Annotated in this window: 21 protein-coding genes; 9 read left to right on the top strand and 12 right to left on the bottom strand. The window is 30.3% G+C overall.

All coding sequences use genetic code 11. The features are described 5' to 3' along the window. Nucleotides 1-139 precede the first annotated feature (139 nt). Complete coding sequence (locus tag QMG30_RS23355; protein WP_281819543.1) at nucleotides 140-550, bottom strand: hypothetical protein; 411 nt, start codon at nucleotides 548-550, stop codon at nucleotides 140-142. 306 nt (nucleotides 551-856) lie between these two features. Continuing rightward, nucleotides 857-1,666: a penicillin-binding transpeptidase domain-containing protein gene (locus QMG30_RS23350; protein ID WP_281819541.1), complete on the bottom strand. Its 810-nt coding sequence runs from the start codon at nucleotides 1,664-1,666 to the stop codon at nucleotides 857-859. A 300-nt stretch (nucleotides 1,667-1,966) separates the two neighbouring features. Between QMG30_RS23350 and QMG30_RS23345 the strand changes: the two genes are divergently transcribed. Together QMG30_RS23345 and QMG30_RS23340 are read left to right on the top strand one after the other, a co-directional pair. Then, nucleotides 1,967-2,416: a MarR family winged helix-turn-helix transcriptional regulator gene (locus tag QMG30_RS23345; protein ID WP_281819540.1), complete on the top strand. Its 450-nt coding sequence runs from the start codon at nucleotides 1,967-1,969 to the stop codon at nucleotides 2,414-2,416. 139 nt (nucleotides 2,417-2,555) lie between these two features. Further along, the gene (locus QMG30_RS23340; protein ID WP_281819539.1) at nucleotides 2,556-3,194 is read left to right on the top strand and encodes a GNAT family N-acetyltransferase; all 639 of its coding nucleotides are present in this window, start codon (nucleotides 2,556-2,558) and stop codon (nucleotides 3,192-3,194) included. A gap of 207 nt (nucleotides 3,195-3,401) precedes the next feature. On the opposite strand, the gene QMG30_RS23335 is transcribed toward QMG30_RS23340, so the two are convergent. Beyond that, nucleotides 3,402-4,781: an MATE family efflux transporter gene (locus tag QMG30_RS23335; RefSeq protein WP_281819538.1), complete on the bottom strand. Its 1,380-nt coding sequence runs from the start codon at nucleotides 4,779-4,781 to the stop codon at nucleotides 3,402-3,404. Between the two features lie 124 nt (nucleotides 4,782-4,905). Between QMG30_RS23335 and QMG30_RS23330 the strand changes: the two genes are divergently transcribed. Next, nucleotides 4,906-5,460, top strand: coding sequence for a PadR family transcriptional regulator (locus QMG30_RS23330; RefSeq protein ID WP_281819536.1), 555 nt, complete (start codon nucleotides 4,906-4,908; stop codon nucleotides 5,458-5,460). Between the two features lie 228 nt (nucleotides 5,461-5,688). Here the strand turns inward: QMG30_RS23330 and QMG30_RS23325 are convergent, their stop codons facing one another. From QMG30_RS23325 to QMG30_RS23285, 9 genes are all read right to left on the bottom strand, one after another. Then, nucleotides 5,689-7,458, bottom strand: a complete 1,770-nt coding sequence (locus QMG30_RS23325) for an ATP-binding cassette domain-containing protein (protein ID WP_281819535.1) — start codon at nucleotides 7,456-7,458, stop codon at nucleotides 5,689-5,691. Next, nucleotides 7,455-9,248, bottom strand: coding sequence for an ATP-binding cassette domain-containing protein (locus tag QMG30_RS23320; protein WP_281819534.1), 1,794 nt, complete (start codon nucleotides 9,246-9,248; stop codon nucleotides 7,455-7,457). The genes QMG30_RS23325 and QMG30_RS23320 overlap by 4 nt, the downstream gene beginning before the upstream one ends. A 404-nt stretch (nucleotides 9,249-9,652) precedes the next feature. Next, nucleotides 9,653-10,216 carry a hypothetical protein gene (locus QMG30_RS23315; RefSeq protein WP_281819532.1) on the bottom strand — a complete coding sequence of 188 codons (564 nt, stop codon included), beginning with the start codon at nucleotides 10,214-10,216 and terminating at the stop codon, nucleotides 9,653-9,655. 20 nt (nucleotides 10,217-10,236) lie between these two features. After that, nucleotides 10,237-11,628 carry a 23S rRNA (uracil(1939)-C(5))-methyltransferase RlmD gene (gene rlmD / locus QMG30_RS23310; protein ID WP_281819530.1) on the bottom strand — a complete coding sequence of 464 codons (1,392 nt, stop codon included), beginning with the start codon at nucleotides 11,626-11,628 and terminating at the stop codon, nucleotides 10,237-10,239. 168 nt (nucleotides 11,629-11,796) lie between these two features. Continuing rightward, nucleotides 11,797-12,738, bottom strand: a complete 942-nt coding sequence (locus QMG30_RS23305; protein ID WP_281819529.1) for a 3'-5' exoribonuclease YhaM family protein — start codon at nucleotides 12,736-12,738, stop codon at nucleotides 11,797-11,799. 497 nt (nucleotides 12,739-13,235) lie between these two features. After that, nucleotides 13,236-13,709 carry a M50 family metallopeptidase gene (locus tag QMG30_RS23300; protein WP_281819528.1) on the bottom strand — a complete coding sequence of 158 codons (474 nt, stop codon included), beginning with the start codon at nucleotides 13,707-13,709 and terminating at the stop codon, nucleotides 13,236-13,238. Nucleotides 13,710-14,026: 317 nt separating this feature from the next. Further along, nucleotides 14,027-15,463 carry a S1C family serine protease gene (locus tag QMG30_RS23295; protein ID WP_281819527.1) on the bottom strand — a complete coding sequence of 479 codons (1,437 nt, stop codon included), beginning with the start codon at nucleotides 15,461-15,463 and terminating at the stop codon, nucleotides 14,027-14,029. Nucleotides 15,464-15,799: 336 nt separating this feature from the next. After that, on the bottom strand, nucleotides 15,800-16,213 hold the full coding sequence (locus tag QMG30_RS23290; RefSeq protein WP_281819526.1) for a bactofilin family protein: 414 nt from the start codon (nucleotides 16,211-16,213) through the stop codon (nucleotides 15,800-15,802). Between the two features lie 72 nt (nucleotides 16,214-16,285). After that, on the bottom strand, nucleotides 16,286-17,377 hold the full coding sequence (locus QMG30_RS23285) for a M23 family metallopeptidase (RefSeq protein WP_281819524.1): 1,092 nt from the start codon (nucleotides 17,375-17,377) through the stop codon (nucleotides 16,286-16,288). A gap of 246 nt (nucleotides 17,378-17,623) precedes the next feature. On the opposite strand from QMG30_RS23285, the gene QMG30_RS23280 reads away from it, so the two are divergent. The 6 genes from QMG30_RS23280 to gdhA all read left to right on the top strand — a co-directional run bounded on the left by QMG30_RS23280 (nucleotide 17,624) and on the right by gdhA (nucleotide 25,069). Continuing rightward, on the top strand, nucleotides 17,624-20,008 hold the full coding sequence (locus tag QMG30_RS23280; protein ID WP_281819523.1) for an endonuclease MutS2: 2,385 nt from the start codon (nucleotides 17,624-17,626) through the stop codon (nucleotides 20,006-20,008). A 12-nt stretch (nucleotides 20,009-20,020) separates the two neighbouring features. Continuing rightward, the gene (locus QMG30_RS23275) at nucleotides 20,021-20,704 is read left to right on the top strand and encodes a response regulator (RefSeq protein ID WP_281819522.1); all 684 of its coding nucleotides are present in this window, start codon (nucleotides 20,021-20,023) and stop codon (nucleotides 20,702-20,704) included. Beyond that, on the top strand, nucleotides 20,704-22,128 hold the full coding sequence (locus tag QMG30_RS23270) for a sensor histidine kinase (RefSeq protein WP_281819521.1): 1,425 nt from the start codon (nucleotides 20,704-20,706) through the stop codon (nucleotides 22,126-22,128). The genes QMG30_RS23275 and QMG30_RS23270 overlap by 1 nt, the downstream gene beginning before the upstream one ends. Before the next feature lie 180 nt (nucleotides 22,129-22,308). Then, the gene (locus QMG30_RS23265) at nucleotides 22,309-22,752 is read left to right on the top strand and encodes a cell wall hydrolase (RefSeq protein ID WP_281819520.1); all 444 of its coding nucleotides are present in this window, start codon (nucleotides 22,309-22,311) and stop codon (nucleotides 22,750-22,752) included. A 67-nt stretch (nucleotides 22,753-22,819) separates the two neighbouring features. Next, the gene (locus tag QMG30_RS23260; protein WP_281819519.1) at nucleotides 22,820-23,239 is read left to right on the top strand and encodes a hypothetical protein; all 420 of its coding nucleotides are present in this window, start codon (nucleotides 22,820-22,822) and stop codon (nucleotides 23,237-23,239) included. Between the two features lie 495 nt (nucleotides 23,240-23,734). Beyond that, nucleotides 23,735-25,069, top strand: a complete 1,335-nt coding sequence (gdhA, locus tag QMG30_RS23255) for an NADP-specific glutamate dehydrogenase (RefSeq protein WP_281819516.1) — start codon at nucleotides 23,735-23,737, stop codon at nucleotides 25,067-25,069. Nucleotides 25,070-25,157: the final 88 nt, after the last annotated feature.

The following is a 25,157-nucleotide window of genomic DNA, read 5'->3' as shown; positions in this document are numbered from 1 at the left end:
TTTTTGAGCACCTGTGAAGATGCTCTATTTGCCATGCAATTTTCAGTGTTCAAATTTGTTTAAATGTTTTTAAGTGTTCAAACAAAATAATTTATTTTAGTCTTGACTTTTAATAGTTAGTCTTTCTAATTTCCAATTATTATCTAAAAAGATAGTCAATTGGCTTGTTTCGCCTGTGGAAAGAAATAACCACAGCACGGCTACCATTATCCATATCAATCACATTAAATTTAGTATATACATCAATGATTTCTTCTTCATCATCAATATTAAAAAGCTTCACTTTAGGGACAAAAACATATAAAATTTCATGTTCAAATCCTAATTTCGTATTCTTCAAGGAATGACAGAAATCCTCTGGTTCTATTTCTAATAATATTGAACGCTGTTTATTGCTTCTAATATTATATTCATTTATGAAATCAATATTTTCCTGACGATTTTCGTTTTGAGCTATGCTATATCTATTATCTCGAACACAATCCTGTATTTTATTAAGAATGGTAGTTATTTCAGCTTTCGTATAATTCTGATTATAGTGTGGATTCATTGTATCACTCCTCTGTAATACAATGATACATTATTATATTCTTCATGTCAATATTATGTGCATCAATTAGTACATTTATTCTTTTTTGATTTAGTTTCAAGGTAATGAGTAAATATTAATTCATATCATAAAAACAAAATATAATATATAATTATTTATATACACATAAATTTTTATTTTTATTATCAAAATATTCCACTCAAAAAAACAGTCTCATTATCGCTACCTAATTCATGTATAGAACGACCAAAGGAGTTGCCAAGGTAAATACCATACGAATTGCTCTTTTACATATTTTCTTGATAACTACCAGATTTTTTTATCGCTTAAAATATTCAAGGCAATTTCTTTTGCCTTAGAACTAGTTGCATTATCTTCACCTTGTATATTGGTTACAAAAAGATATGTATCCTCATGGTTCTCAACATACCCTATAAACCATCCATTTACTACTTTTCCATCATCACTGCCCGTACCTGTTTTCCCAGAAAGTACTACATCATTTTTCTCCTCTAGAACTATAATATCTTTTACAATATCAATTTGTTCTTTTGTAAATGGCAAGTCATAGTTGTAAAATCTCTTTAACATATCTATCTGCTCTTTTGGCGATATTTTCAAAGAAGATTGAAGCCAAAATTGATCAATTCCACCAGAAATATCATTATTCCCATAATTAACTTCATTCAGAATTTCCTGCATTTGTTCAGAGCCTACTTCACATGCCAATCGCTGATAATACCATACAGCAGAATTAGCTATGGCAGTTTTTAGTGTATGATCTTTGTTCCAACTCTCATATGCTCTCTCCTTACCATCCCATTCAAACAATGTATTTTGATCTTTTATAACACCTGCTCTAAGTCCTATTAAGGAGTTTATTATTTTGAAGGTTGAACAAGGTGGTATTCTTTTATCCAATGTATCCTCGCTTGTATAAGCAGTAAAAGTATACTCATCATTTTTTAGGCTATACATAGCAAAACAACCTGTATAACCTTCAAAATAACTCACCTCTTTGGTATGACTGGAAGATTTAGTTGATACCTTAGAACATCCAGAAAACCCTATTATTAAACATACAATTGTTATAAAACTTAATATTTTAACTTTCACTTAATACCTCCATCTTTTATATATTAAAATTCATTTTGCCTATTACCTTTTTTCATAATTATCTCAATCAATAACCTTTTAATTAACTGCATGAATTATAGGTAAAAAGGTTGAGTTAATAAATATAATTTCTCATTCATCCCCTCCTTTTTTCAATCCTAAACATTATAATTCATTTCTTCTACGAAATATGTAGAATCCATGTATCAAACAACAAAAAATTCCATCCAATTTAAGGTTGACTATTACATTTAGTTAGGCTATTATAATTATATTAGCCTAACTAAAGGAGAGCGGATAATGAACTTAACAAACAACATTATTAAATTCTATCAAGATTATATCTTAAATGAATTGAAACTGATGAACAGCTCAAAATTGGACAATAAAATCACTTATAACAGTTTACTCTATCTGGAACTTATAGAAGCTACTGAAAACTGTACAGTTAGCTATATCGCCAATGCACTGAATATTGCAAAATCATCTGTGACTCTTAAAGTCAAAGAGCTGCAAAAACTTGGTCTCGTAGAAAAGAAACAAAGTGAACAAGATAGAAGAACTTATTATCTTACGATTACTCATCAAGCAGAAGACTTATTCAAAGTATATGATCTATCACTTGATAATGCTGTTACTGAAATTGAAGAACAATATACAAAAGAAGATATACAAAAATTTAATGAAATACTTCTTGTCCTAACACTTCATTTCAAATCCTTGGTGGATGAAGAAATCAAAAACAAATGATTCATAGGCAAAAATCATTGAAAAAAGCAGAGCAGGACAAATAATAATCACAATCATACAAAAATTATTAACTGAATTTCAATTCAATACATATTATCTATATTACAAGATTAAAATCTATAAAATCAGGAGGTAATACATGGGATTCAAATTTGTTAATTATAAAAGTTCATATACATTGGATGCAGCAAAAATGATGAGAAAAACGTGGCATTATGATAAAAGTTTTGAAGGACTCAAAGATAACATTTATTTATACAAAATATTTTTCCAATATTCTATAATCAGCAGTAAATATTGTGATCTAGTCGCTGATGAAAACGATAAATTAGTTGGAATTTTAATGGCTGGACCAATTATTAAGAAAAAGTCAATAAAGCATATAGGATTTGGTATTAACTTTATATATAAATGGTTAACAGGTAAACTAGGAAAAAGAAAAGCGGCTATGAATACTTTATTTATCTTGTATGAAGAAAACAATAAAATAATGAAAGATTCAAATAGATACGATAATGAAATCAACTTGTTTTTTGTGGATGAAAAAACCAGAGGAAACGGATTAGGCAAAAAATTGATGAATAGATATATTAATTACTGTAAGAACCAAAATATAAGAAGTATAATCTTGATGACAGATGCCGGATGTAATTATGGATTTTATGATCATTATGGATTCAAGCGAATCAATGCTATTCACAGCAATCTTTTTGCAAAACCGGAATTGAAGTATAATGGATTCGCTTATGCTTATAAAGTGGAGGAAGCTTTGAGTTAGAGGGAAATCAATTATATTTTGCGCCCCCATAAAGTTAGAACGTATAGCGTAGTAGTTTTTACTGCTACGCTATTGTTTTTACATCATTAAGATGAAACCTATATTCAATTGGGCTCATCCATTTTAATGATGGTTTGATTCTATATCCGTTATAAATACTCTATGTATCTTTTAATTTATTATTACTTAATTCCCCATTTCTGACAATCAATACTCCTGCTTCAAAGAAAGCGCGTAGGACTTTGCAACAGCCAATTCTTTATGAAGATGGATAGCCATAAGCATAGTGATAATTGCAGAAATTACATCAGCAATCGGTTGTGCATAAAGAACACCATTCAATCCAAGGAGTCTTGGAAGAATCAGGATGACTGGTACAAAGCAAATTCCCTGTCTGCAAGCACCAATGAAACAACCTTCCTTAGCCTTTCCCATCACAAGGAACAAGGATGAGTATACCGTATAGAAACCAAACAGCATAAATGATAGCCCATTTACCCGTAAAGCAATCTGGCCGATATGAATCATTTCCATATCTACTTTGGTAAAGAGCAACATAATTCTCTCTGAGAATACATTGACTATCAAGCCAAAAATAATACAAAATATAGTTGACCAAATAGTGGAAATTTTAATTGCTTCGTGCAAGCGATTATACTTTTTTGCACCGTAACTGAATCCTGCAATAGGCTGAAATCCCTTTAAGAATCCAAATACGATTAAAGTACCAACAGTCATAATTTTTGTAACCGGCCCCATTGCGGCCAGCGCAGAACCCCCGTATTCTTTTGCCCCATTGTTAATCATTGCAATAGAAAGGCTAGCCAACACTTGAAAGAGCAATGTAGGAATTCCAATTTTCAGAATCTCGGATATGATTTCTTTGGAAAAACTACATTCTTTGATATTAAAGGAAAACATACTCTTTTTGCTAATTATATAGAGTAAGTAAACCAGAGTTGAAACAATTTGCGAAATCGCTGTAGCAATTGCTGCACCAGCAACCCCAAAATCAAGGACATAAATAAATATCGGGTCTAAAATCACATTGAGTATAGCCCCCGATACTAACGCTAACATGGCTATTTTGGCAGCGCCTTCGCTTGACACAATATTATTCATGGTAACATTGAATACGTTGAATATAGAGAACGAAATGTAAATACTGGTATAAGTAATCGCATAAGGCATGACACTTTCAATAGCACCCAACTGCTTAAGAATTGGTCTTAAAAAAAGAGCTGTGCAGATAATAACGATTGCTCCAGTTAAAACACTGCTATACAAGGCAGTACTGGCAACCTTGTTTCCGGTTTTTATGTCCTTGCGCCCCAGTAATCTAGAAAGATAAGCGGCAGCACCATTTCCAAAAAGTAATCCCAAGCCGATCACTACCTGTCCAAGAGGAAAAGCTACAGTAATCGCACCCATCTGTTCAGTTCCAAGACCACCCACAAAATAAGTATCTACCAAATTGTAAAGCGCATTGATTAACATTCCAATCATTGTGGGAAGTCCCAATGCTATAAGTGCCTTTGGAATTGGCGCACTCCCCAGCAAAACCATTTTTTTGTTTGATTCATCCATAATAATAAGTCTCCTTTCACTTAATTTATACTTTAGTTTATAGTACTATAATTTATAGCACTTGAACAATAAATAAAATAGTACTATAATTTATAGTACTTGTCAATAGTGAAAGGAGATTTATATGGCTACAATAGATTTGATTGTATTGGGAATGTTAAAAAAAGAATCATTAAGCGCTTACGACATCCAAAAGTTAGTAGAGTATCGGAACATATCCCGATGGGTAAAAATAAGTACACCATCTATATATAAAAAAGTAATCCAATTAGAAGAAAAAGGCTATATTGAAAGTAATATCATAAAAAATGGGAGAATGCCAGAAAAGACAATATACTCCTTGACTGATGCTGGTAAAAAAGAATTTGAAACTCTTATGTTTGAAATTTCTAGTAAGCCAGTCCATCTTTTTTTAGACTTTAATGCAGTAATTGTAAATCTAACCAATCTAACACCTGATAACCAAAAAAAATGTTTGACAGATATTGAGGAAAACGTAAAAATTCTAAAAACGTATCTTGAAGAAAATATTATTACAAAAGAAAATAAATCTGATATCCCTGTAACGGGTATGGCAGTTTTACAACAGCAGTTGATATTGACACAAACCATTGAAACATGGATTGCTTCACTAAAAGAACATCTTACAACTTATAGTAAGGAGACAATCATTGACTAAATGTACAACAACTTATGAAAAGACAAAAGCAAGACGTAGAACCCATAATCTATAAAACTAACCACTTAATTGTAAGTTTTTTTATTCTATAAAAAGCATTGTTAACAAAACAAACTGCCTACATTAGACAGTTTGTTTCAAGCTTTTGCATTTTTTCTATTCTTCCACATATTGGACTTTTTTGTTTTGTATATTTATAAATTAATATATAAATATAATATTTTTTAATTAGTACCCTTCAGCGTACCACTTAGCTTGGGTCTGATACATATAACTATACTTTCCATGGGCATTAATAAGCTGTTCAAAAGAGCCTTCTTCTACGATACGTCCTTGACTCATAACAATAATACGGTCACAAGCTCTTGTAGAACCTAATCTATGACTAACTAAAACACCAATACGATTTTTCTCATTCATAATATCTTTGTATTCTTCATAGAGAGCTGCTTCCATCTTGGGATCCAGATTGGAATTGGGTTCATCTAACACCATTATACTACCATTACTATAGAATCCTCTCGCTACAGCTAACCGTTGCCACTGTCCTCCTGACAAGTGGATAGCATTATCCAGTAGTGTACCTATTGGTGTATCATACTGTTTTTTCAAGTCTTTAACAAAAGTATGAGCACCTGATTTTTTTGCAGCTGCTATGATAGCCTTTTTTCTTTCTTTCTCTTTCAGAGAACCGAATCTTATATTTTCTCTAGGTGTTAGTTGATAGTTAACATAATCTTGAAAAACAGCCCCTACATCTTGATATAAAAGACTCAAGTCCTCTATTTTGTGTCCATTAACTAAAATCTCTCCTTCTGTTGGCTGATAAATCCCTAGTAAAATTTTACTTATAGTAGATTTACCACTTCCATTTTCTCCTACAATCCCCATTGTTTCATCGGTATGTAAAATCAAATTAATATCACTTAGACTATTTTCTTGTTGATAGGGATAACGAAATCCTACATGCCTAAGTTCAATACTCTTTACTTTGCAATATTTATACTGTGGTATTTCTGATTCTCTTTTATAAATCATAGCCCAAAAATCTTCACCATAAAAGGTAGCTTGATAGATATTTTTACTATTAAATGCAAAACCTATTATATCATCTTGTGCTGTTGCAATACCTCTAATTACAATCGCTAATATACCCAGAGAAAATTTGCTTGTTTGAGATAAAAGGAAAATAGCCCATCCTATAGACAAAACATTACCTGTGGTTAACCATAGAGCCTCTAACAATCCCCCTCCACATGCATGTTTTATAAAATATTGTGTTCTCTCTTGTACATTATCTTTAGTTAATTTTAAATAACGGTTCAAGAAAAGAGAACGAAGTTGGAATACCATTAATTCCAACAAACTATCTTTCTTTGTTAATGCTCCTAAATAATAATCCGCCAACTGATTATTAGGATATTGCTTTTTATACATCTCATGCATCGTCTTATCTTGTTTCAATCTAATAAATATGATAGGTATAGCTGTCAAAGCAGCAATAACAGGAAAAACCCAACTGTAACAGGCTAACAGTATTGATATGGACAAAACACTAATAATACTGGATATGTACACTTGAATGGATATGAGACTTGTCTCAAAATGATTGTTGATAAAATCAAATGCTCGACCTATTTTTACCTGAGTTTCATTGAGTTCTTGTTGAATGACCGGTATTTTATTAACAGATTCAATTAAGTCTTTTTGCATAGGTATCTTCATCTTGGAAACAAGGTTATTACGTACGTAAGGTATTAGCAGGAAACATATTTTCCATAGTAGTAAACACACTAACAACATAATCATGTAGAGTATCAATTCTTTTCTTGAATCAGATAAAAAACCTAACTCATTAACTATTTGTCCTACAATCCATATCTGCAATACAGAAAGAAGCCCAAGAAGGATACTAGCTAGAATCATACTCCCCATAGCTAAACCATTATTATGGAAACAATACTTTAGCAAACGACCTAGAATCCATCTTTTTTTCATGAACTTTCACCTTCCTTACTACTTGTATACCATTTCGCTTGTGCTTCATATAATTGAGCATATACGCCTTTGTTCTGTATTAGTTCCTTATGGCATCCAACTTCAACAAGTTTACCTTTTTTAAAAACTAGGATTTTATCAGCCTTAGTAGCTATGCCTACACGATGGGATACTATAATCTTCATACTTCTGGAATCCATGTTCATAAATTTATTCATAATTTCCGCTTCCATTAAAGGATCCAACGATGCAGTAGGTTCATCCATAATAAATACATCTGCTGGTTTCATTTGTCCACGAGCTATAGCTATTTTTTGCCATTCTCCTCCTGATACTTCAATACCTTCCGTACGTAAATGAGTTAGCAAAGTATTATACCCGTTAGGTAAGGAACACACCCAGTCATGTATACCTGTTTCCTTAGCACAAAGAATCATATCTTCTGTAGGCTTAGCTTCTTCTTCTAAAGTCATTTCAATATTTTGAGCAATTGTAAAAGGATATTTATTATAGTGTTGAAAAATAGTTGATATACGTCTAAAATAAGAATCACGATTCAGAGTGTTAACTGGCTGATTATTACATAATACTTTTCCTCCTTGACAAGGATACAGCCCCAATAACATCTTTATGAAAGTTGTTTTTCCAGCTCCATTTTCTCCTACAATAACAACAGTCTCACCTGAGTTCAACGTTACATTAACATCATCTAAAGCCCTAACAGAGCTTCCTTTATAGGTAAAGTTAACATGATCAAATGTAAATTTTGTAATAGGTTCTTTTAAATCACAAGAAGGTTGTATATCTTCCTGTTCTTTCAAGAAATCATACACTACATCATCATCTAACACCTGTCCTCTAATAGCTATACAGTCTCCAATAAAAGCATTTATACCATTCTGAATAGCCATTAAAGCCACTGATAAACTTAAGAAACCAGCACCATCTATAGAAGGAGATAACAGCAGAAGAACGAGTGCTATCATATAACCTGTTATATCTCCTATATCTCCAAAAAAATTGAGTCTAAGGCTTTTGTAACGAAAGAGAGTATACTTTTTATGTATATAATAAGATATGTTTTCCCATCTGGTAGTAAATAACCCTTTCAACCCAAATAATTGCTTTTCTTTTACATTCTGAGATTTGGTTAGCAGTTCTTTATAATATTCTTGTAATCGTTGATCTGAAGTGACATGAAGGTCAAGTTCATGCTGTTTCTTACGTATTCTATAAGATAATAGGAATTTAGGTAAACATCCTACCATTATTATAAAAGCTAGATAAAAACACCCTTGAAATCCTATCATCAGAGATACCATTATAATCACAGATTTCAATATCTGCAAAGTGGTTTTATAGAGATTGGGCAATTGATTAGCAAATTTATAGACAGCTTGTATCTTAGTCTGAAAGGTAGAACTTTCTACGTACTCATAGGAAAGTTTACTGGTTTTTTCCACAATAAGACACTCTATCTTTGTTTTTATTTGATAAGATAATACTGATGCCAAAGGCATCTGTCCTAATAATAAAAGCCTATCCACTAAAATAGCTATAGCTAACATTATAATTCCATATAAAATACGAGTATCCATAACATCAGCGTTATTACCAACAATTTTATCACCTTCTCTAATGATAGTAGACAGAGCTGTTACATGTATATATGGTATGAACCCTGAAAGTACATAAAACAATAAAGATATCGCAAATAGAGTTTTGGTGTTTTTGATGATGAAGAAAATATTGTGATACAATTTGATTAGAAATTTTTTAGTAGTAATCATGTAATCACCTATACCTTCGCGCTAAGTGAAATTTATCTTTGTTATATAAAGTTATCCTTTGCTCAATAACATTCTTGACCAACTCATAGGAATCTGAATCTGTTTTTTTATCCACCATTCCATGGTCATTACCATTGATTAAACTATATATAAATTCTTGTTCTTTTGTTATATTTTTAATTATTTTATCCTCCCTAACATCATTTAATTATCCTGATATCTATCATACATATTTTTCTTAAAATATAAAATGGATACAAACGATTTTTTTTGCATTATAACGTTTTTCTATTTTTTTGTATTACCGTTATATTCCCACATAAAAATATCTCCAATCAGGAATATATGATTGAAGATACAAAAAAACTTTTTATTATTTTCATGTCTACCTAATAGGAAACAGTTCAAATGCTATCTATTCTCTTTCTATATTTACTAATTGTTTCATCGCTCCATATATGAGCTTCAATATATCTTTCTGGACCGTATCTTCCATCATCATTCCAGTTCTGCGGCAATCCATACTTTTCAATAATTTTTAGTATTTCATCATAAGTATAAAGCTTTTTACGATATTCCTTGCCATCATTAATTGTCGGACTAAATGTTGGCATTGAATCACCGTAAGTAAATGAAATAGTCTTTATGTCAAATTCCTCAATAGGGATTTTTATAAAGGTACTGCTTTCATACCAAGTGCTTAACCATGGACTATGTTCAATCACCATATAATGTGGTGATATCCTATTCATAACTCCCCCTTTTTTAGCAAACTCTGCCCTGATTATATTCTCACAATTATGTCTATACTCCACATATTTATCGTGTCTCTTCGCACTTTGAGAATTTGGTTTTTTAACTTTTATAGTATTAAGAATAGATTGAGCTTCATTAACCGGCAAATCTGACAAATTAACAAATGGTCCGATTTCTTTATCAAAATAATGATATAAATAAATTTCAACCACCCCCAATAACATAAATACAGCTATTTTTTAGATTCTATTTTCTGTATTCCTACAACTGTCTCAACATGCACGGTCTGAGGAAACAAATCCAAAGGCTGAATCTTCTCTACCTCATATCCCTCTTCTCCAAGAATCTTAACATCCCTAGCCATAGTTGCAGGATCACAAGAAACATAGATAACTTTTTTGGGTTGCATTTTGATAATAGTATCAAGCAGTTCCCTATCGCACCCTTTTCTTGGTGGATCAATTACAATAATATCCGCTACAATACCTTCATTGTATTTTTCTGCTATTACTTCTTCTGCCTTACCAGTAAAAAATTCCACATTTCCTATATCGTTAATTTTAGCATTTTCCCTAGCATCTTCTATGGCTTCAGGAACAATCTCGACACCCATGACTTTCTTACAATGGGAAGCTAGAAACAATGATATGGTTCCAATACCACAATAAGCATCCCATACAATTTCATTCCCTGTAAGTTCTGCATATTTTAATACTGTATTATATAGTTTCTCAGTCTGAACAGGATTGACTTGATAGAATGAAAGTGGTGAAATATTATACGATACGTTACCGATATAATCAGTTATATATGGCTTACCCCATAGCATTTTTATCTTCTTACCCATTATCACATTGGTCTTTTCCTTATTGATATTAATAAATATTCCTGTAACATTATCTATTTCACTAAGCCTTTTGATAAGTTCCTCACCGTTAGGTAATTTACTAGAATTAATCACAATCCCTATCATTATCTCTTTACTATGATGACTTATTCTTGTTACGACATGTCTTATAATACCTTTATGATTTATCTCATTGTAAGGTTTTATATGATTGTGTATCATATAATCTCTAACAACATCAATGATATCTTTATTCACAGGCTGTTGAATATAACATTTATCCGTAGTTACGATGTCATGACTTCTCATAGCATAAAAACCGATATTAATGTGTTCATCTAGTGAACTTCCTACTGGAAATTGCACTTTATTCCTATAGAAATATGGTTTTTCCATACCTATGACTTCGTTCACTTTTAGATCGGTTATACCACCTATTCTTCCAATAACATCCTGTACTTTTTTCTGTTTATATTTTAACTGCCCTTCATACGATAGATGTTGTAACTGACATCCGCCACATCTTTTTGCTATAGCACACACTGGTTCAACTCTATACTCAGATGGTTCAATTATCTCAATTAATTTACCGAATCCAAAATTCTTCTTAACCTTGATGACTTTTATTTTTACTTTTTCCTGAGGCAGAGCTCCATCCACAAAAAGAGTATATCCATCTATCTTTCCTATACCTTCTCCATTGTTACCTAAATCGTCTATCATCATTTCATAAAATTCATTTTTAACTACAGGTAGATCTTTAATTTTAGTCTTCATATATTTATCATCCTTTATACAAAATAAAAGAGCATCCCTATAATACAATAAATAGCTTATCTCTTAGTTACTATACTGTATTATAAGAAAGCCCCCATCTTATAAATTTTATCTATTAATATTTTTAACTAATCTGTTTTCACACAAATTATTTTTTCTAATAAGAAATTAGTATCTGGTCCTTCTAACATTTGAATCGAATATTCTCTGCCATCCTAACCAATTATCTTCCACATCACTTGTTTCTATGAGGTCAGAAAATGTTCTTAATTTTGCATCGCAGTTATCTGCAAAATGTAGAGCAAGTGCTTCTATTGTTTGTGGTTTCTTAGGTGAACCATACTCCAATTCTCCATGGTGAGCTAAGATACAATGTTTCACCATGTAAGCTAGATCCTCTGGGAAACCTGGAATTTCTTTGATTCTATCAGAAACCCACTCAGTAGATATCATTATATGACCTAATAATTGACCAGGGTCAGTATATTCGATAATAGGGAATTTTGATAGTTCTTTTATTTTTCCTATATCGTGGAACAATGCAGAAGTATATAATATATCCTTATTAATCACTTTATAGTTATCAGCAAAGAATTTACACATATTGAGAACACAGAGCGTATGCTCTAATAAACCACCAAGATAACTATGATGCATTGTTTTTGCAGCTGTGTGATCTTTAAATGTTTTAATGAATTCTCTATCTTCAACAAAGAACTTCTTAACTAATGTACTTAAATACTTGTTATCTATATCCTCAACAAATGTAAGCAATTCATTATACATTTCATTAATATCTCTATTAGACACTGGAATATACTCTTTCGGGTCATATTCCCCTTCACTACTTTTTCTTAACCTTCTTATGTTAAGCTGTATTGAATTCTGGAATGTAATAACTAACGCATCGATTTTAATATATTCATGTTCATTAAAATCATTAATACCATCATTGAGGTCCCATATCTTCGCATCTACAACACCTGTTTTATCTTGCAATTTTAATGAATAATAGGTTTTACCTGCTCTAGTCTTTAAAACTTGCTTGTTAATGCAAAGGTAATGTTCTTGTACCTGTTCTCCTTCTTTCAAGTCTACTATGTAACGCATACTTTACTCCTTTCAAAATTAACCACGAACATACTTCCATAATTTATATTAACTTATTGCAATTAAATATTATTAAATTTAAACTCTATATAATATATAATTTCATATATTTATCTTACATTATACCCTATTTTGATGAAAAAAAAAAGAAATCTATATTTGTTTTTATAAAATATAAGGCTTTGATTATATATACTATTATAATCAAAGCCTTATTTATCAAATTTATTAATATTCTTACTTAAACATTATACTAATATTATACTTCTAATTTTAATAATTACACTTAATATTACTTCTTAAAAATTAAATTAAACAACTAGTAATTTTTTAATACATTACATGACACTTTTTATTGGATAATGTAATAGATTTTTAGCTATCACCTCTTTTAGAATACAAATAGTGGTAGAGTAGTTGGTTTACTTCTAAACCATTTCATCAAAAATATTCATAATTATTTTCATAGAAATTATTTTTATTTTAAGATTATAGTTCTATTCTTTTATTATATAAATAATATTTTTCATATCACTATTAAATTCTTTAGGATAATAATATCTACATTTAAAAGGAATCATACATACTATTAAACTCCACAAAGATGCATATATTAAACATCTGATTAAAATTATAACTGGTTCTAGATTAACAAATTTTAATATAATAGTACCTATTATAATTAATAATATATTATTTAGTACTCCTCCTAAATAAGTTAATATCTTTTTACTTTTTCCTTCAATTTGTCCAAAGATAACATACCCATGCCAAAATGTAAATACCGTAAAGTGTATTGTTAACCTTTTTATATTTATTGTAATTTTTTTCCTGCTATCCTTTCCTATTGATATAGTTACCTTTTCTTTAGTAAATAACAATGCAAAGATGGCATGACCTAATTCGTGGAATAAAACCACAAAAGAATTGAAGGAATAAATAACCAATCCATAAATTAAGAAATCAATCATATCAAAAAATATCTCCTTTTAAATAATTAATCTTTAATATTTTTTTCATTATAACACAAAGCTAACTTTATTAAATATTATTGATTCGACATATTATATAATTTTATATGTTAATTATAATACCTTCATATATTTATTTTACATTATACATATTTTTTTAAAAAACCTAAATTTAATATTTTATTTTAAAAAAATATATGGCTTTGATTATAAATGCTATTATAATCAAAGCCATCATTTGTTAACTAATATTAAATTTCTAATCTATTAAAATTACTTCTTCAGAATTAACCAAATTAATACTAACTTCTAATACGTTACATTATACTTCTTCTATCAGTCAATTTTATTTGTAATTCAACTTTTTTGAAGCCTTCACCAGACTGTCTTGAAACTTTAACAGCAACAGTATCTCCTACTTCATACTTTTCAAGTTCTTTTTGTAAATCTTCGAATCCAAAGATTGTGACTCCACCAAATTCAAATATTATGTCTTGAGGTTGTAATCCACCTTTTTCTGCTCCACTTCCTTCTGTAACTTCCTTGATCAATATACCTATTGGTAATCCATAATATTTTCCGATCTCTTCAGTAACATCTATACCTTTAATACCTAAAGCAGGTCTATCTTTTTGATTGACAATGTCTTCAATAATAGGTTTTGCTTCATTGATTGGTATAGCAAATCCCATACCTTCTATATCTGTATCAGCTAACTTGCAACTGTTAATACCTATAACTTCACTTTGTGCATTAACAAGTGCTCCTCCACTGTTACCTGGATTAATTGCAGCATCTGTCTGAATGAATGTAGCTCTGGAATCTGTAAAATCTAATGTTCTATTAAGAGCACTAACATATCCTACAGTAACTGTATGACTAAATTGTTTTCCAAGAGGATTACCTATAGCCACTGCTAATTCTCCTACTTTCAATTCATCAGAATTTCCTAGTTTAGCGATTCTAATACTATTTTCCAACTCATCATTGATATCTTTCTTATCTATAGCTAATACTGCTAAATCATATTCAACATCATATCCAATTACTTGTGCTTTAATATTTTCTGAATTGAAAAATGTTACAATAACATTTTTAGAATTTTCAATAACGTGTTGATTAGTAACAATATATATGTCTTCATCGTTTTCGGCAAATATTATTCCTGAACCTGTTCCCTCTTGTAGACGTTCATTGTTAAACCAATCAATGGTAGTAATAGTACTAGTAATAGTTACTATGGAAGGTTTCATGTTATCTGCAATTGCTACTACAGGTGAAACGTAATTATTATTTATTGATTTTGTATAATTACTTACTTCTTTTAAGCTATCAGTAATTTTGGGGTCATTATCATCAAAAGAAAACTCTTCTGAATTCCTTGTATTACTTGTTAACATTGGGCTTATGTGTTTATCAATAAAAGGCTTCGTTACTTGCATACCAAATTGGAATCCCCCACCAATAAGGATTGCTACCAAAACACATGCTACCATTTTTTTCCATGTAAAATTCCTTTTTTTATTCTTCTTATCGTTTTTTATCTTTTCTTCAAAACAATGTTGATCGTTGGAATAAGCATCATCAACATTTATAGGAATCTCTTTGTGTAAATCATCCTTTAATTCGCTTTTGATAATTGTCGTTTCTATAACATCATCAAAATAATTTTTCCCTGAGTTTTCGCTGCTGTTATTATTTCTAGTATCTTCATTTTCATCCTTGTCATCATTAAATCTTTTAAATTCGTCCATGTACGTTTCCTCCTATCTAAAATGTATTAACCAAATATTACGGTCATTAACCAAATTTTGTTCATTTGGCATAATCTAGTCAAATAAAAATATAATTGGTTAATCATATTTTCTATACTATGATTATACTCATTTTCTTTGAATAAAATATGAACTCTTTGTTAATAATTTTGAATAATTTAGCATTTTTATCTTAGTAAGAACAATGAGACTACGTCTCATATAAGATTTCAAGAAAAATAGAAAGTAGAACTTTTTTATTTAATAAAAAAGACCACCTAAGCTCTTATAACTCAGATAATCTAGATAAAATATAATCTGTATATGTTAATAATGTTATTTATTATTTTTATTATCTATTTGTTTAACTTTATTTCCTTCAATCTGGTTAATATTTTTTGGTGCCGACATATTACAGTTACCTTGAATATGAGCTCCCTCATCAATAATGATACTAGCAGTTTTTATATCACCTGTTATCATTGCTGACTTAGTCAGATGTAATTGACCTGCAATATTTACATTTCCATCAATCTTTCCTGCCACTAGTAAGAAATCAGCAGCAACATTTCCTTTAATATAACCAGTTTCACCTATAGCTACACTAGATTCAATTTCCATATCTCCATAAAATTTACCATTTATCTGAACAGTATTCTTTGATTTCATAATAGATGTTTCTAATGTAGTATCTTTTCCTATTATGGTAGATGGTTTATCATAAGTTGCTTTTTTCTTTTGCTTAATCATTTCTAATTCTCCTTTGTACATAATTTGAACAAATTTAAATAATTAATATAGAATATAATTATAAAATATATTTTATTTACTCTTATATACATAGTCTAATGGGTTTTGCGTCTTTCCATTAACTAATACTTCATAATGAACATGTGATCCAGTACTTCTACCAGTACTTCCTGCTTTTGCAATTTTATCTCCACGCTCGACTTTATCACCCTTAGAAACTAATAATCTAGAGTTATGAGCATATTTTGTTGTCATCCCATATCCATGGTCAATAATTAACAATCTACCATAAGCATAATCATATCCAGCAAATATTACCGTACCTTTACCAGTCGCATATACACTTGTCCCATAACTGGCTTTCAAATCCACACCTGTGTGAAATTCAAATGAACTTCCTCCGAATGGATTTTTCCTCCAACCATATGGACTTGTTACATGAGTATATTTCACAGGTAGTGTTGAAGGATATGCTTCCCAATAAGGAATCATTTCATCAACTTTATCATTAAGTTCATTATATGTATCAGTCTCACTGTCAATCAGTTTAATGGTTTCTTGTAATTTACCTAATAGATCGTCAGCTTGTCCTAAAAAATCTCCCTCTACTATTGATTCCTCTGATTCACTTGATTGATTCACCATAGCCATTAGGGAATCATCTTTATAAGTGCTTGTAGAATAATTTACTACAACAGGTTCAATTTCAACTTTTGGTTGAATACTACTTATGGGTTGGCTATCAGTTGTTTTTTCAGTATTATTAAGTTTAGAATCAATATCAAGTTTTTGATCTTCCAATTCTTGTAACTTATCCTGAATCTGAGTAAAAAGTTCTTGTAAATCATGTAATTGAGAAAACTTTTTGGCATCTTCTACTTCATATTCTTGAATTTTTTCATCTTTATGGCTATTTTCATATGTATTAGTTTGCAGATTAAGACTAGCGGTTGCCATTTTGCTTTGAACATCAGCTACATTAGTCATAGTAGACAGTACCCAGATTATTACAGCAATAACACAAGTAAGTAGAGGAAACCTAATCCATTTAGGTATCTTAATGGTCTTAGGACTTTTGGTAGGATCAGGAATTATGACAAAAGTTATATATTTACGACTTTTAATTTTATGTTCTCCAGTACTATGCCTAGTCCTCCAATTCATTAATCACTCGCCACCTTTACTTAAAACATTTGTAAGATATTGTAAATAATTGGTTTATTTTCTATTATAGTCAAAAGTATTATAACACATTTTTTAATATATTTGTAATATTTTTTTAAAATATTAGTATTATATTAAATTATAAAATTTAATATATGACTTTTTCCTTTTAATATTTCATTCATTGTTGTAAAATATATATGAATACTATATATTAAGTGCCTAAAAAAGTTAAAGGTGGTTAAAATGAATACTAAAGTTTTGAAAACATTAGAATATAATAAAATTATTGAACAATTGGTGAGTAAGACTTCTTCAAAAATGGGAAAAGAATTATCATCCTCATTGGTACCTTACTGTGATCTTGCTACTATTAACAACAAACAAAAAGAAACTTCCCAAGCAGCAACCATGATACTGCGAAGAGGTTCACTAGCATTAGGTGGATTAAAAGACATAAGAGCCTCTATCAAAAGATTATTTATAGGCGGCGACCTTTCTCAAATAGAACTTCTCAATATAGGAGAACTATTAAGAGTAGCCAAGCAAGTAAAAGCCTATGCAAAATCTGCTAAAGATACTAATACGGCTAATAATCTAGATATAATATACGGTTTATTTGATGCTATAGAACTAATTAATCCTCTTTATAAGGAAATAACTAGATGTATAATATCTGAAGAAGAAATATCCGATGACGCAAGTCGTGAATTATATAATATAAGACGTCAAATGAAAATTTCTAACGGGAAAATAAAAGAACACCTTAATAAAATCATTACTTCAAGTACTTATAAAACCATGTTGCAAGACCCTATAATTACTCTACGTAATGATAGATACTGTGTTCCTGTGAAGCAAGAATACAGAGGTAGTTTCAGAGGAATGATACATGACCAATCAGCATCAGGCTCAACATTATTCATAGAACCTATATCAGTTGTTGAATTGAATAATAAAATCAAAGAACTCTTTACAAAAGAAAAACAGGAAATAGAAAAAATATTAGCCGATTTGAGTTCAATGTGTTTCATTCAAAAAGAAGAATTAGCCAGTAATATGAAAATATTAACAGAAATAGACTTTATTTTTGCAAAAGGCGAATTGTCCATAGCACTTAACGGTACAGAACCAATATTCAATGATGACAAATACATCAACATCAAAAAAGGACGTCATCCATTACTTGATAAGAATACCGTTGTACCTATAGATATACATTTAGGTAAAGATTTCACCACACTCATGATCACAGGCCCTAATACAGGAGGTAAAACTGTCACTCTAAAAACAGTAGGACTACTTACATTAATGGGACAGGCAGGACTACATATTCCTGCATTCGATAAGTCACAACTTACGATATTTGATGATATATTCGCTGACATCGGAGATGAGCAAAGCATCGAACAATCCTTGAGTACATTCTCCTCTCATATGACTAATATTATTGATATCCTACAAAATGCTACTGATAACTCACTAGTACTATTTGATGAATTAGGTGCAGGTACAGATCCTACAGAAGGTGCTGCTTTAGCAAATGCAATCTTAGAGAACCTTCATAGCAAAAATGTTCTTACCATAGCCACAACTCACTATAGTGAATTAAAAGTATATGCTCTTTCTACTGAAGGTGTAGAAAATGCATGCTGTGAATTTGATGTAAATTCATTAAGACCTACTTATAGATTACTTATAGGTATACCTGGTAAAAGTAACGCTTTTGCTATATCTAAAAGATTAGGTCTGACCGATAATATAATTGAAGAAGCAAAACAATTATTAGAACACAAAGAAATACGTTTTGAAGATTTAATAACTGAATTGGAAATTAGTAAAAAGACGACACTATTAGAAAAAGAAAAAGCACTTAGATATAGTAGAGAAGCTGAAGAATTAAAAAACAAAGTTGATGTACAACGTGATAAGATTCAAAAACAGAAAGATAAATTGATAAATGAAGCTAAAGAAGAAGCTTACAAAATTCTCAATAACGCAAAAGATGAAGCAGATAATATTATCAAGAGTATGAATAAGCTTAGAACAAATACTGATAATTCAAAAGAAATGGAAATCCACAGAAGTAAACTTAGATCATCCATCTCTTCATTAGAGAAAGATTTATCTACAGGAATAAAAAGAAGAAAAACAACTACAAAATCTCCAAAAGACCTAAAACAAGGAGATACTGTATTCGTATCTACCTTCAATCAAAAAGGAACAGTACTTCAACCCCCTAATTCAAAAGGAGATGTATTAGTCCAGTTAGGTATAATGAAGACCAAAGTTAATATTAAGAATCTTAGTTACGTTAAAAGCAATGAAATAGATTATAAAACAAAAGTTCCAAAAACCAAAAATAATATTTCTTCAAAATCCATGTCCATATCACCTGAAATAGATGTACGTGGTAGAAATGTTGACGAAGCAATTGGTGAGCTTGATAAATTTCTTGATGATGCATATTTATCTCACCTTCCACAAATTACTATAATACATGGAAAAGGAACCGGTGTACTTAGAGCAGGTATTCATACATTTTTAAAAAGAGTAAAATATGTCAAAACCTATAGAATAGGTAATTATGGTGAAGGTGACTCAGGTGTAACTATAGTTGAATTTAAATAAGGAGGTAGAACTATGGAATCCAAGCAAAAAATACTTATTGTCGATGATGATCCAAATATTACAGAGCTGATATCACTATATCTTAATAAAGAAGGCTATCTGACCAAATTTGTTCATAATGGTAATAACGCAGTAAAAGCTTTTCAAACATTTGCACCTAATTTAGTCATATTAGATTTAATGCTTCCTGGAATGGATGGCTATGATATTTGTAAAGAAATAAGAAAGATAAGTAATATACCTATCATTATGTTAACTGCCAAAGGAGAAACTTTTGATAAAATTCTAGGACTAGAGCTTGGCGCTGATGACTATATGGTAAAACCTTTTGATACCAAAGAATTAACTGCTAGAGTAAAGGCAGTTCTTAGAAGATATCAACCATGGGATGATAAGAATAAACAGGTAGTCGTTCCTAACCTAACAATCAATCTATCAAACTATACAGTAATACATTATGATAAGAAAATCGAAATGCCACCTAAGGAACTTGAACTTCTGTATTTCTTAGCTTCTAATTCTAATCAAGTATTTACAAGAGAACAACTACTAGACAGAATATGGGGTTACGAATACATTGGTGATACAAGAACTGTTGATGTACACGTAAAGAGGATTAGGGAAAAAATTAAAGAAACTGAATATTGGGGAATAAAGACTGTGTGGGGAATAGGATATAAATTTGAGGTGAAGTAATGTTTAAATCATTTGTCAACAAATTCTTCTTCATATATGCAATATTGACATTAATAATATTCATGATACTAACCACAGCATTAACCAATATTATTGAATCTTTTATTATTAATAACTACAAACAGAATATGCTTAATGTAGCAGAAGTCATAAGTGAAGAATATATATCAGCTTACTCCGATCAAACTAAGATGGCTACTCTCAACTTTGAATATCAAGTAGCGGTCCTAAGTAACCATATTGATTCAAGGATATGGATTCTATCTAGTGACGGAACAGTTCAGATAGATTCTGAAAAAGGAGTAAATTCTTTTGAGAATATTAAAATAGAAAATAAGAGTATAGAAAAAGCTCAAAATGGAGAAATAGTAACATTGAGAGGTAATTTTTATGGATTATCATCTACTCCTCTTGTAACTGTGATATACCCAATTAAAATTAATAGTACAACAAGAGGTATTATAGTAATGCACTCTCTTTATCCTGAGATTAAAAAGGAAGCAAACTACTTCTTCAATTTAACTATCATATGTTTATTATTTTCATTATTATTTTCAATAATGCTCATGTTCATATTCTCCAGGAGAATAACCAAGACATTCCAAGAAATGAATAAGACCGCTAGATCCATCGCTAATGGAAATTTCGAAAGCAGAATTATGATAACTACTAATGATGATGTTGGAGAATTGGCTACCAACCTGAATTTCATGGCAGCTGAATTAGGAAAATTAGAGGAAATGCGAAGAAGCTTCATCGCTAATATATCCCATGATTTCCGTTCACCACTGACTTCCATTAAAGGTTTTGTACAGGCCATACTTGATGGTACTATACCACCAGAAAATCAAGAAAAATATTTGAATATAGTTCTTGATGAAACCAATAGATTAACTAAATTGACCAATGAGATATTATTACTGACAAAGCTTGAAAACAATGGTATTCAACTTGATTACTCTGTCTTTGATATTCATCTCATTATCAGAGAAGTATTAATAAAATTCGAACGTAAAATTAGTGAGAAAAAGATTCACATTACATTATTAATTGATGAAAAACAGATTATGGTAACAGCTGACAAAGATAAAATTCAAAGAGTAATCTATAATCTTATCGATAATGCTGTTAAATTCTGTAGCAAAGGAGACCGAATAACAATAGAAACAACTAAGTATAAAGACAAAGTCAATATCTCAGTTAAAGATAATGGTCCGGGAATAAAAGAAAACGAAATCAAATACATCTTCAATAGATTCCATAAAACTGACCGTTCACGAGGCGAAGATAAGAAAGGAACCGGTTTAGGTCTTTCTATCGTAAAAGAAATAATGACCGCTCACGGAGAAACTATTAATGTTAATAGTAAATTAAATGTCGGTACTGAATTTGTCTTCACTCTTGCTTTAGCCAAAAACAAATAAACGACCCTGATGTTAGAAACTATATTATCTAACATCGGGTTTTTTTCTATTCCTCAAAACCTATATTATAGTGTATATTAGAAAGTTATAATATTTTTAACTTATTAAATAATATTATGTATCAACTTTCATTTATAATTAATATAATATATTAAGTATACGCAAAAAAGGTATGAAAAGATGGCTTATTCAGCTAGAGAACTACTCGCCAGAATAATAAAATGCGAAGCTGGAGGAGAAGGAGAAACTGGAATGAAAGCAGTTGCAACTGTAGTAATGAATAGAGTTCATGCAGCTGAAGGAGAATATCAACGAGTCAATCAAGGCGACCTTAGAAAAGTTATATTCCAGCCCGGTCAATTTGATTGTGTAAGATCAGTATTAGGCGGTGTAGCAAACCCTCAGACTATCTGGGCTAGTCCTCCTGAACAAATTCATTATGATATAGCTGATTGGGCTTTAGCAGGTAATAAATTATATAACCTTGACCCTACTTTATGGTATATGAACCCTTTTGATCCTGAATGTCCCATATATTTCCCATACAACAAATCAGGAGTTATCAATCAGAGAATACGAAAACACTGTTTCTTTGATCCTACAGAAATATACAAAGACACTTAGTTAATGATAGATTATATAATTTCCTATCGAATTAATATCATAAAAATTATTTATAAAGGAGTTATTTATGTATAGAAATAATCAACAATATATGCCTAATACGTACAGTTCATCCACAAGACAAAATAGGTCTTATCCTTACTCTAAACGAATACCTACAAGACAAACAATGGCTTCCAATAGATATACTAGTCAAATAGATAACGATAATGATAACCAAACAAATGATACTAATAACAATAATAATGCTGTAAGACGTTTACCACCAGTCATAACTAATCCTGATTATCTTCAAGGATATCTAAGAACTAAAATAGGTAAGTTCATGAAAGTAAACTTCTTACTTGGTACTGGTACATTCATTGATAAAGATGGTATTCTACAAGAAGTAGGTGTAGACCATATAGTATTACGTGATATTAAAACAAACGAAGACGTCATAGCAGATTTATATTCCATAAAATTTGTTGAAATACCTGATGAATAAAAACATAAAACACTTTATTTATAATATTATAATTATAAGGTGAAATATCCTTATTAGTGGGTTGATTACATTGTAAGCTTATCCATAATCACACATTAATCATTATTATAGTTATTAAGATTAATGTGTGATTTCTATATCTATTTCATTATATATATTATTATATTTATTCTTTTATAATTAATAAATAAAGATTACCTCTTTTTATAACCATATGTTATTAGGCTAAAATACACAAAAACAAGAGATAATTATTTTGTTTTTGTTGAATATTTATATCTTTCTAATAGCATATATATTTATGATGCAATATTATTACTAACTTGCATCATATTTAATATTTTAACACACAAAATTTTTAATAAAGTTATATAAAACCCTATTAAACTAGTGGATTATATGATATAATTTTTTTATAGCAATAGAAAACTATGCAATTTATATATATTGAAGAATCATATTGCATCGTATATTTATACATTAAGGAGTGATATTATGAAATTAAAGAATACTGAACATATTTTTGAAACAGTAAAAAAACGAAATCAAAATGAAACAGAATTTTTGCAAGCAGTTAAAGAAGTTCTTTCTTCTATTGACCCTGTATTAGATAAACATCCAGAATATGAGAGTGTAGTTAACAGTATTATAGAACCAGAAAGATTCATTATTTTTAGAGTACCTTGGATTGATGATAAAGGTAAAACTCAAATAAATCGTGGATTCAGAGTTCAGTTCAATAGTGCAATAGGACCTTACAAAGGTGGTCTTAGATTCCATCCAAGTGTAAATGCAAGTATTATTAAATTCCTTGGTTTCGAACAAATCTTCAAGAACTCATTAACAGGACTACCTATTGGTGGTGGTAAAGGTGGAAGTGATTTCGATCCAAAAGGTAAATCTGATAATGAAATCCTAAGATTTTGTCAAAGTTTTATGACAGAGCTTTCTAAATACATAGGAGCATATACAGATGTACCAGCTGGAGATATAGGAGTCGGCGCACGTGAAATCGGTTATCTTTATGGACAATACAAAAGAATTAAAGGACTTAACGAAGGTGTTTTAACTGGAAAAGGTTTACCTTATGGTGGTAGTTTGACTAGAAAAGAAGCTACTGGATATGGATTGATCTACCTTATGCAGGAAATTCTAGAACACAGTAATGACTCAATCAAAGATAAGACAGTCGTTATTTCCGGTTCAGGAAATGTTGCAATCTATGCAACAGAAAAAGCACTTGAACTAGGAGCAAAAGTTGTAGCATTAAGTGATTCCAACGGTTATATCCATGACCCTAATGGAATTGATTTAGACTGTGTCAAGAAGATAAAAGAAGTCGAAAGAAAACGTATTAAAGAATACATTCAATATCATTCAGAAGCTGAATATCATGAAGGATGCAAAGGCATCTGGACTATCAAATGTGATATCGCACTACCATGTGCAACACAAAATGAAATAGATGAAGAATCTGCTAAATACTTAGTAGCTAATGGTTGTAAAGCAGTAGGAGAAGGTGCTAATATGCCATCAACTCCAGAAGCAATTGATGTATATCTTGATAACGATATCATATATGCTCCTGCAAAAGCAGCTAATGCTGGTGGAGTAGCAGTTTCAGCATTAGAGATGTCACAAAATAGTATGCGTTTATCATGGACTTTTGAAGAAGTTGATGAAAAATTAAAAGATATTATGAAAAATATATTCGACCGTATCAATACCGCATCAAAAGAATATGGTCAAGAAGGTAATTATGTATTAGGTTCTAATATTGCTGGTTTCTTGAAAGTAGCTCAAGCAATGCATGCTCAAGGATCTGTATAAATATTCCTTACAATAAATACCCTTAGTTAAAAATCTCCTACCTTGAAAAAGGTGGAGATTTTTTGTACAAAAAGACTATATATAACAC

The sequence above is a fragment of the Vallitalea longa genome (assembly GCF_027923465.1).
Taxonomy (GTDB): domain Bacteria; phylum Bacillota; class Clostridia; order Lachnospirales; family Vallitaleaceae; genus Vallitalea; species Vallitalea longa.
This window is presented reverse-complemented; position numbering and strand designations above follow the sequence as displayed.

Coding starts and splice junctions, on each gene's coding strand:
- QMG30_RS23355 (WP_281819543.1), bottom strand. CDS start 550: ATGAATCCACACTATAATCAGAATTATACGAAAGCTGAAATAACTACC.
- QMG30_RS23345 (WP_281819540.1), top strand. CDS start 1,967: ATGAACTTAACAAACAACATTATTAAATTCTATCAAGATTATATCTTA.
- QMG30_RS23340 (WP_281819539.1), top strand. CDS start 2,556: ATGGGATTCAAATTTGTTAATTATAAAAGTTCATATACATTGGATGCA.
- QMG30_RS23335 (WP_281819538.1), bottom strand. CDS start 4,781: ATGGATGAATCAAACAAAAAAATGGTTTTGCTGGGGAGTGCGCCAATT.
- QMG30_RS23330 (WP_281819536.1), top strand. CDS start 4,906: ATGGCTACAATAGATTTGATTGTATTGGGAATGTTAAAAAAAGAATCA.
- QMG30_RS23325 (WP_281819535.1), bottom strand. CDS start 7,458: ATGAAAAAAAGATGGATTCTAGGTCGTTTGCTAAAGTATTGTTTCCAT.
- QMG30_RS23320 (WP_281819534.1), bottom strand. CDS start 9,248: ATGATTACTACTAAAAAATTTCTAATCAAATTGTATCACAATATTTTC.
- rlmD (WP_281819530.1), bottom strand. CDS start 11,628: ATGAAGACTAAAATTAAAGATCTACCTGTAGTTAAAAATGAATTTTAT.
- QMG30_RS23305 (WP_281819529.1), bottom strand. CDS start 12,738: ATGCGTTACATAGTAGACTTGAAAGAAGGAGAACAGGTACAAGAACAT.
- QMG30_RS23300 (WP_281819528.1), bottom strand. CDS start 13,709: ATGATTGATTTCTTAATTTATGGATTGGTTATTTATTCCTTCAATTCT.
- QMG30_RS23295 (WP_281819527.1), bottom strand. CDS start 15,463: ATGGACGAATTTAAAAGATTTAATGATGACAAGGATGAAAATGAAGAT.
- QMG30_RS23290 (WP_281819526.1), bottom strand. CDS start 16,213: ATGATTAAGCAAAAGAAAAAAGCAACTTATGATAAACCATCTACCATA.
- QMG30_RS23285 (WP_281819524.1), bottom strand. CDS start 17,377: ATGAATTGGAGGACTAGGCATAGTACTGGAGAACATAAAATTAAAAGT.
- QMG30_RS23280 (WP_281819523.1), top strand. CDS start 17,624: ATGAATACTAAAGTTTTGAAAACATTAGAATATAATAAAATTATTGAA.
- QMG30_RS23275 (WP_281819522.1), top strand. CDS start 20,021: ATGGAATCCAAGCAAAAAATACTTATTGTCGATGATGATCCAAATATT.
- QMG30_RS23270 (WP_281819521.1), top strand. CDS start 20,704: ATGTTTAAATCATTTGTCAACAAATTCTTCTTCATATATGCAATATTG.
- QMG30_RS23265 (WP_281819520.1), top strand. CDS start 22,309: ATGGCTTATTCAGCTAGAGAACTACTCGCCAGAATAATAAAATGCGAA.
- QMG30_RS23260 (WP_281819519.1), top strand. CDS start 22,820: ATGTATAGAAATAATCAACAATATATGCCTAATACGTACAGTTCATCC.
- gdhA (WP_281819516.1), top strand. CDS start 23,735: ATGAAATTAAAGAATACTGAACATATTTTTGAAACAGTAAAAAAACGA.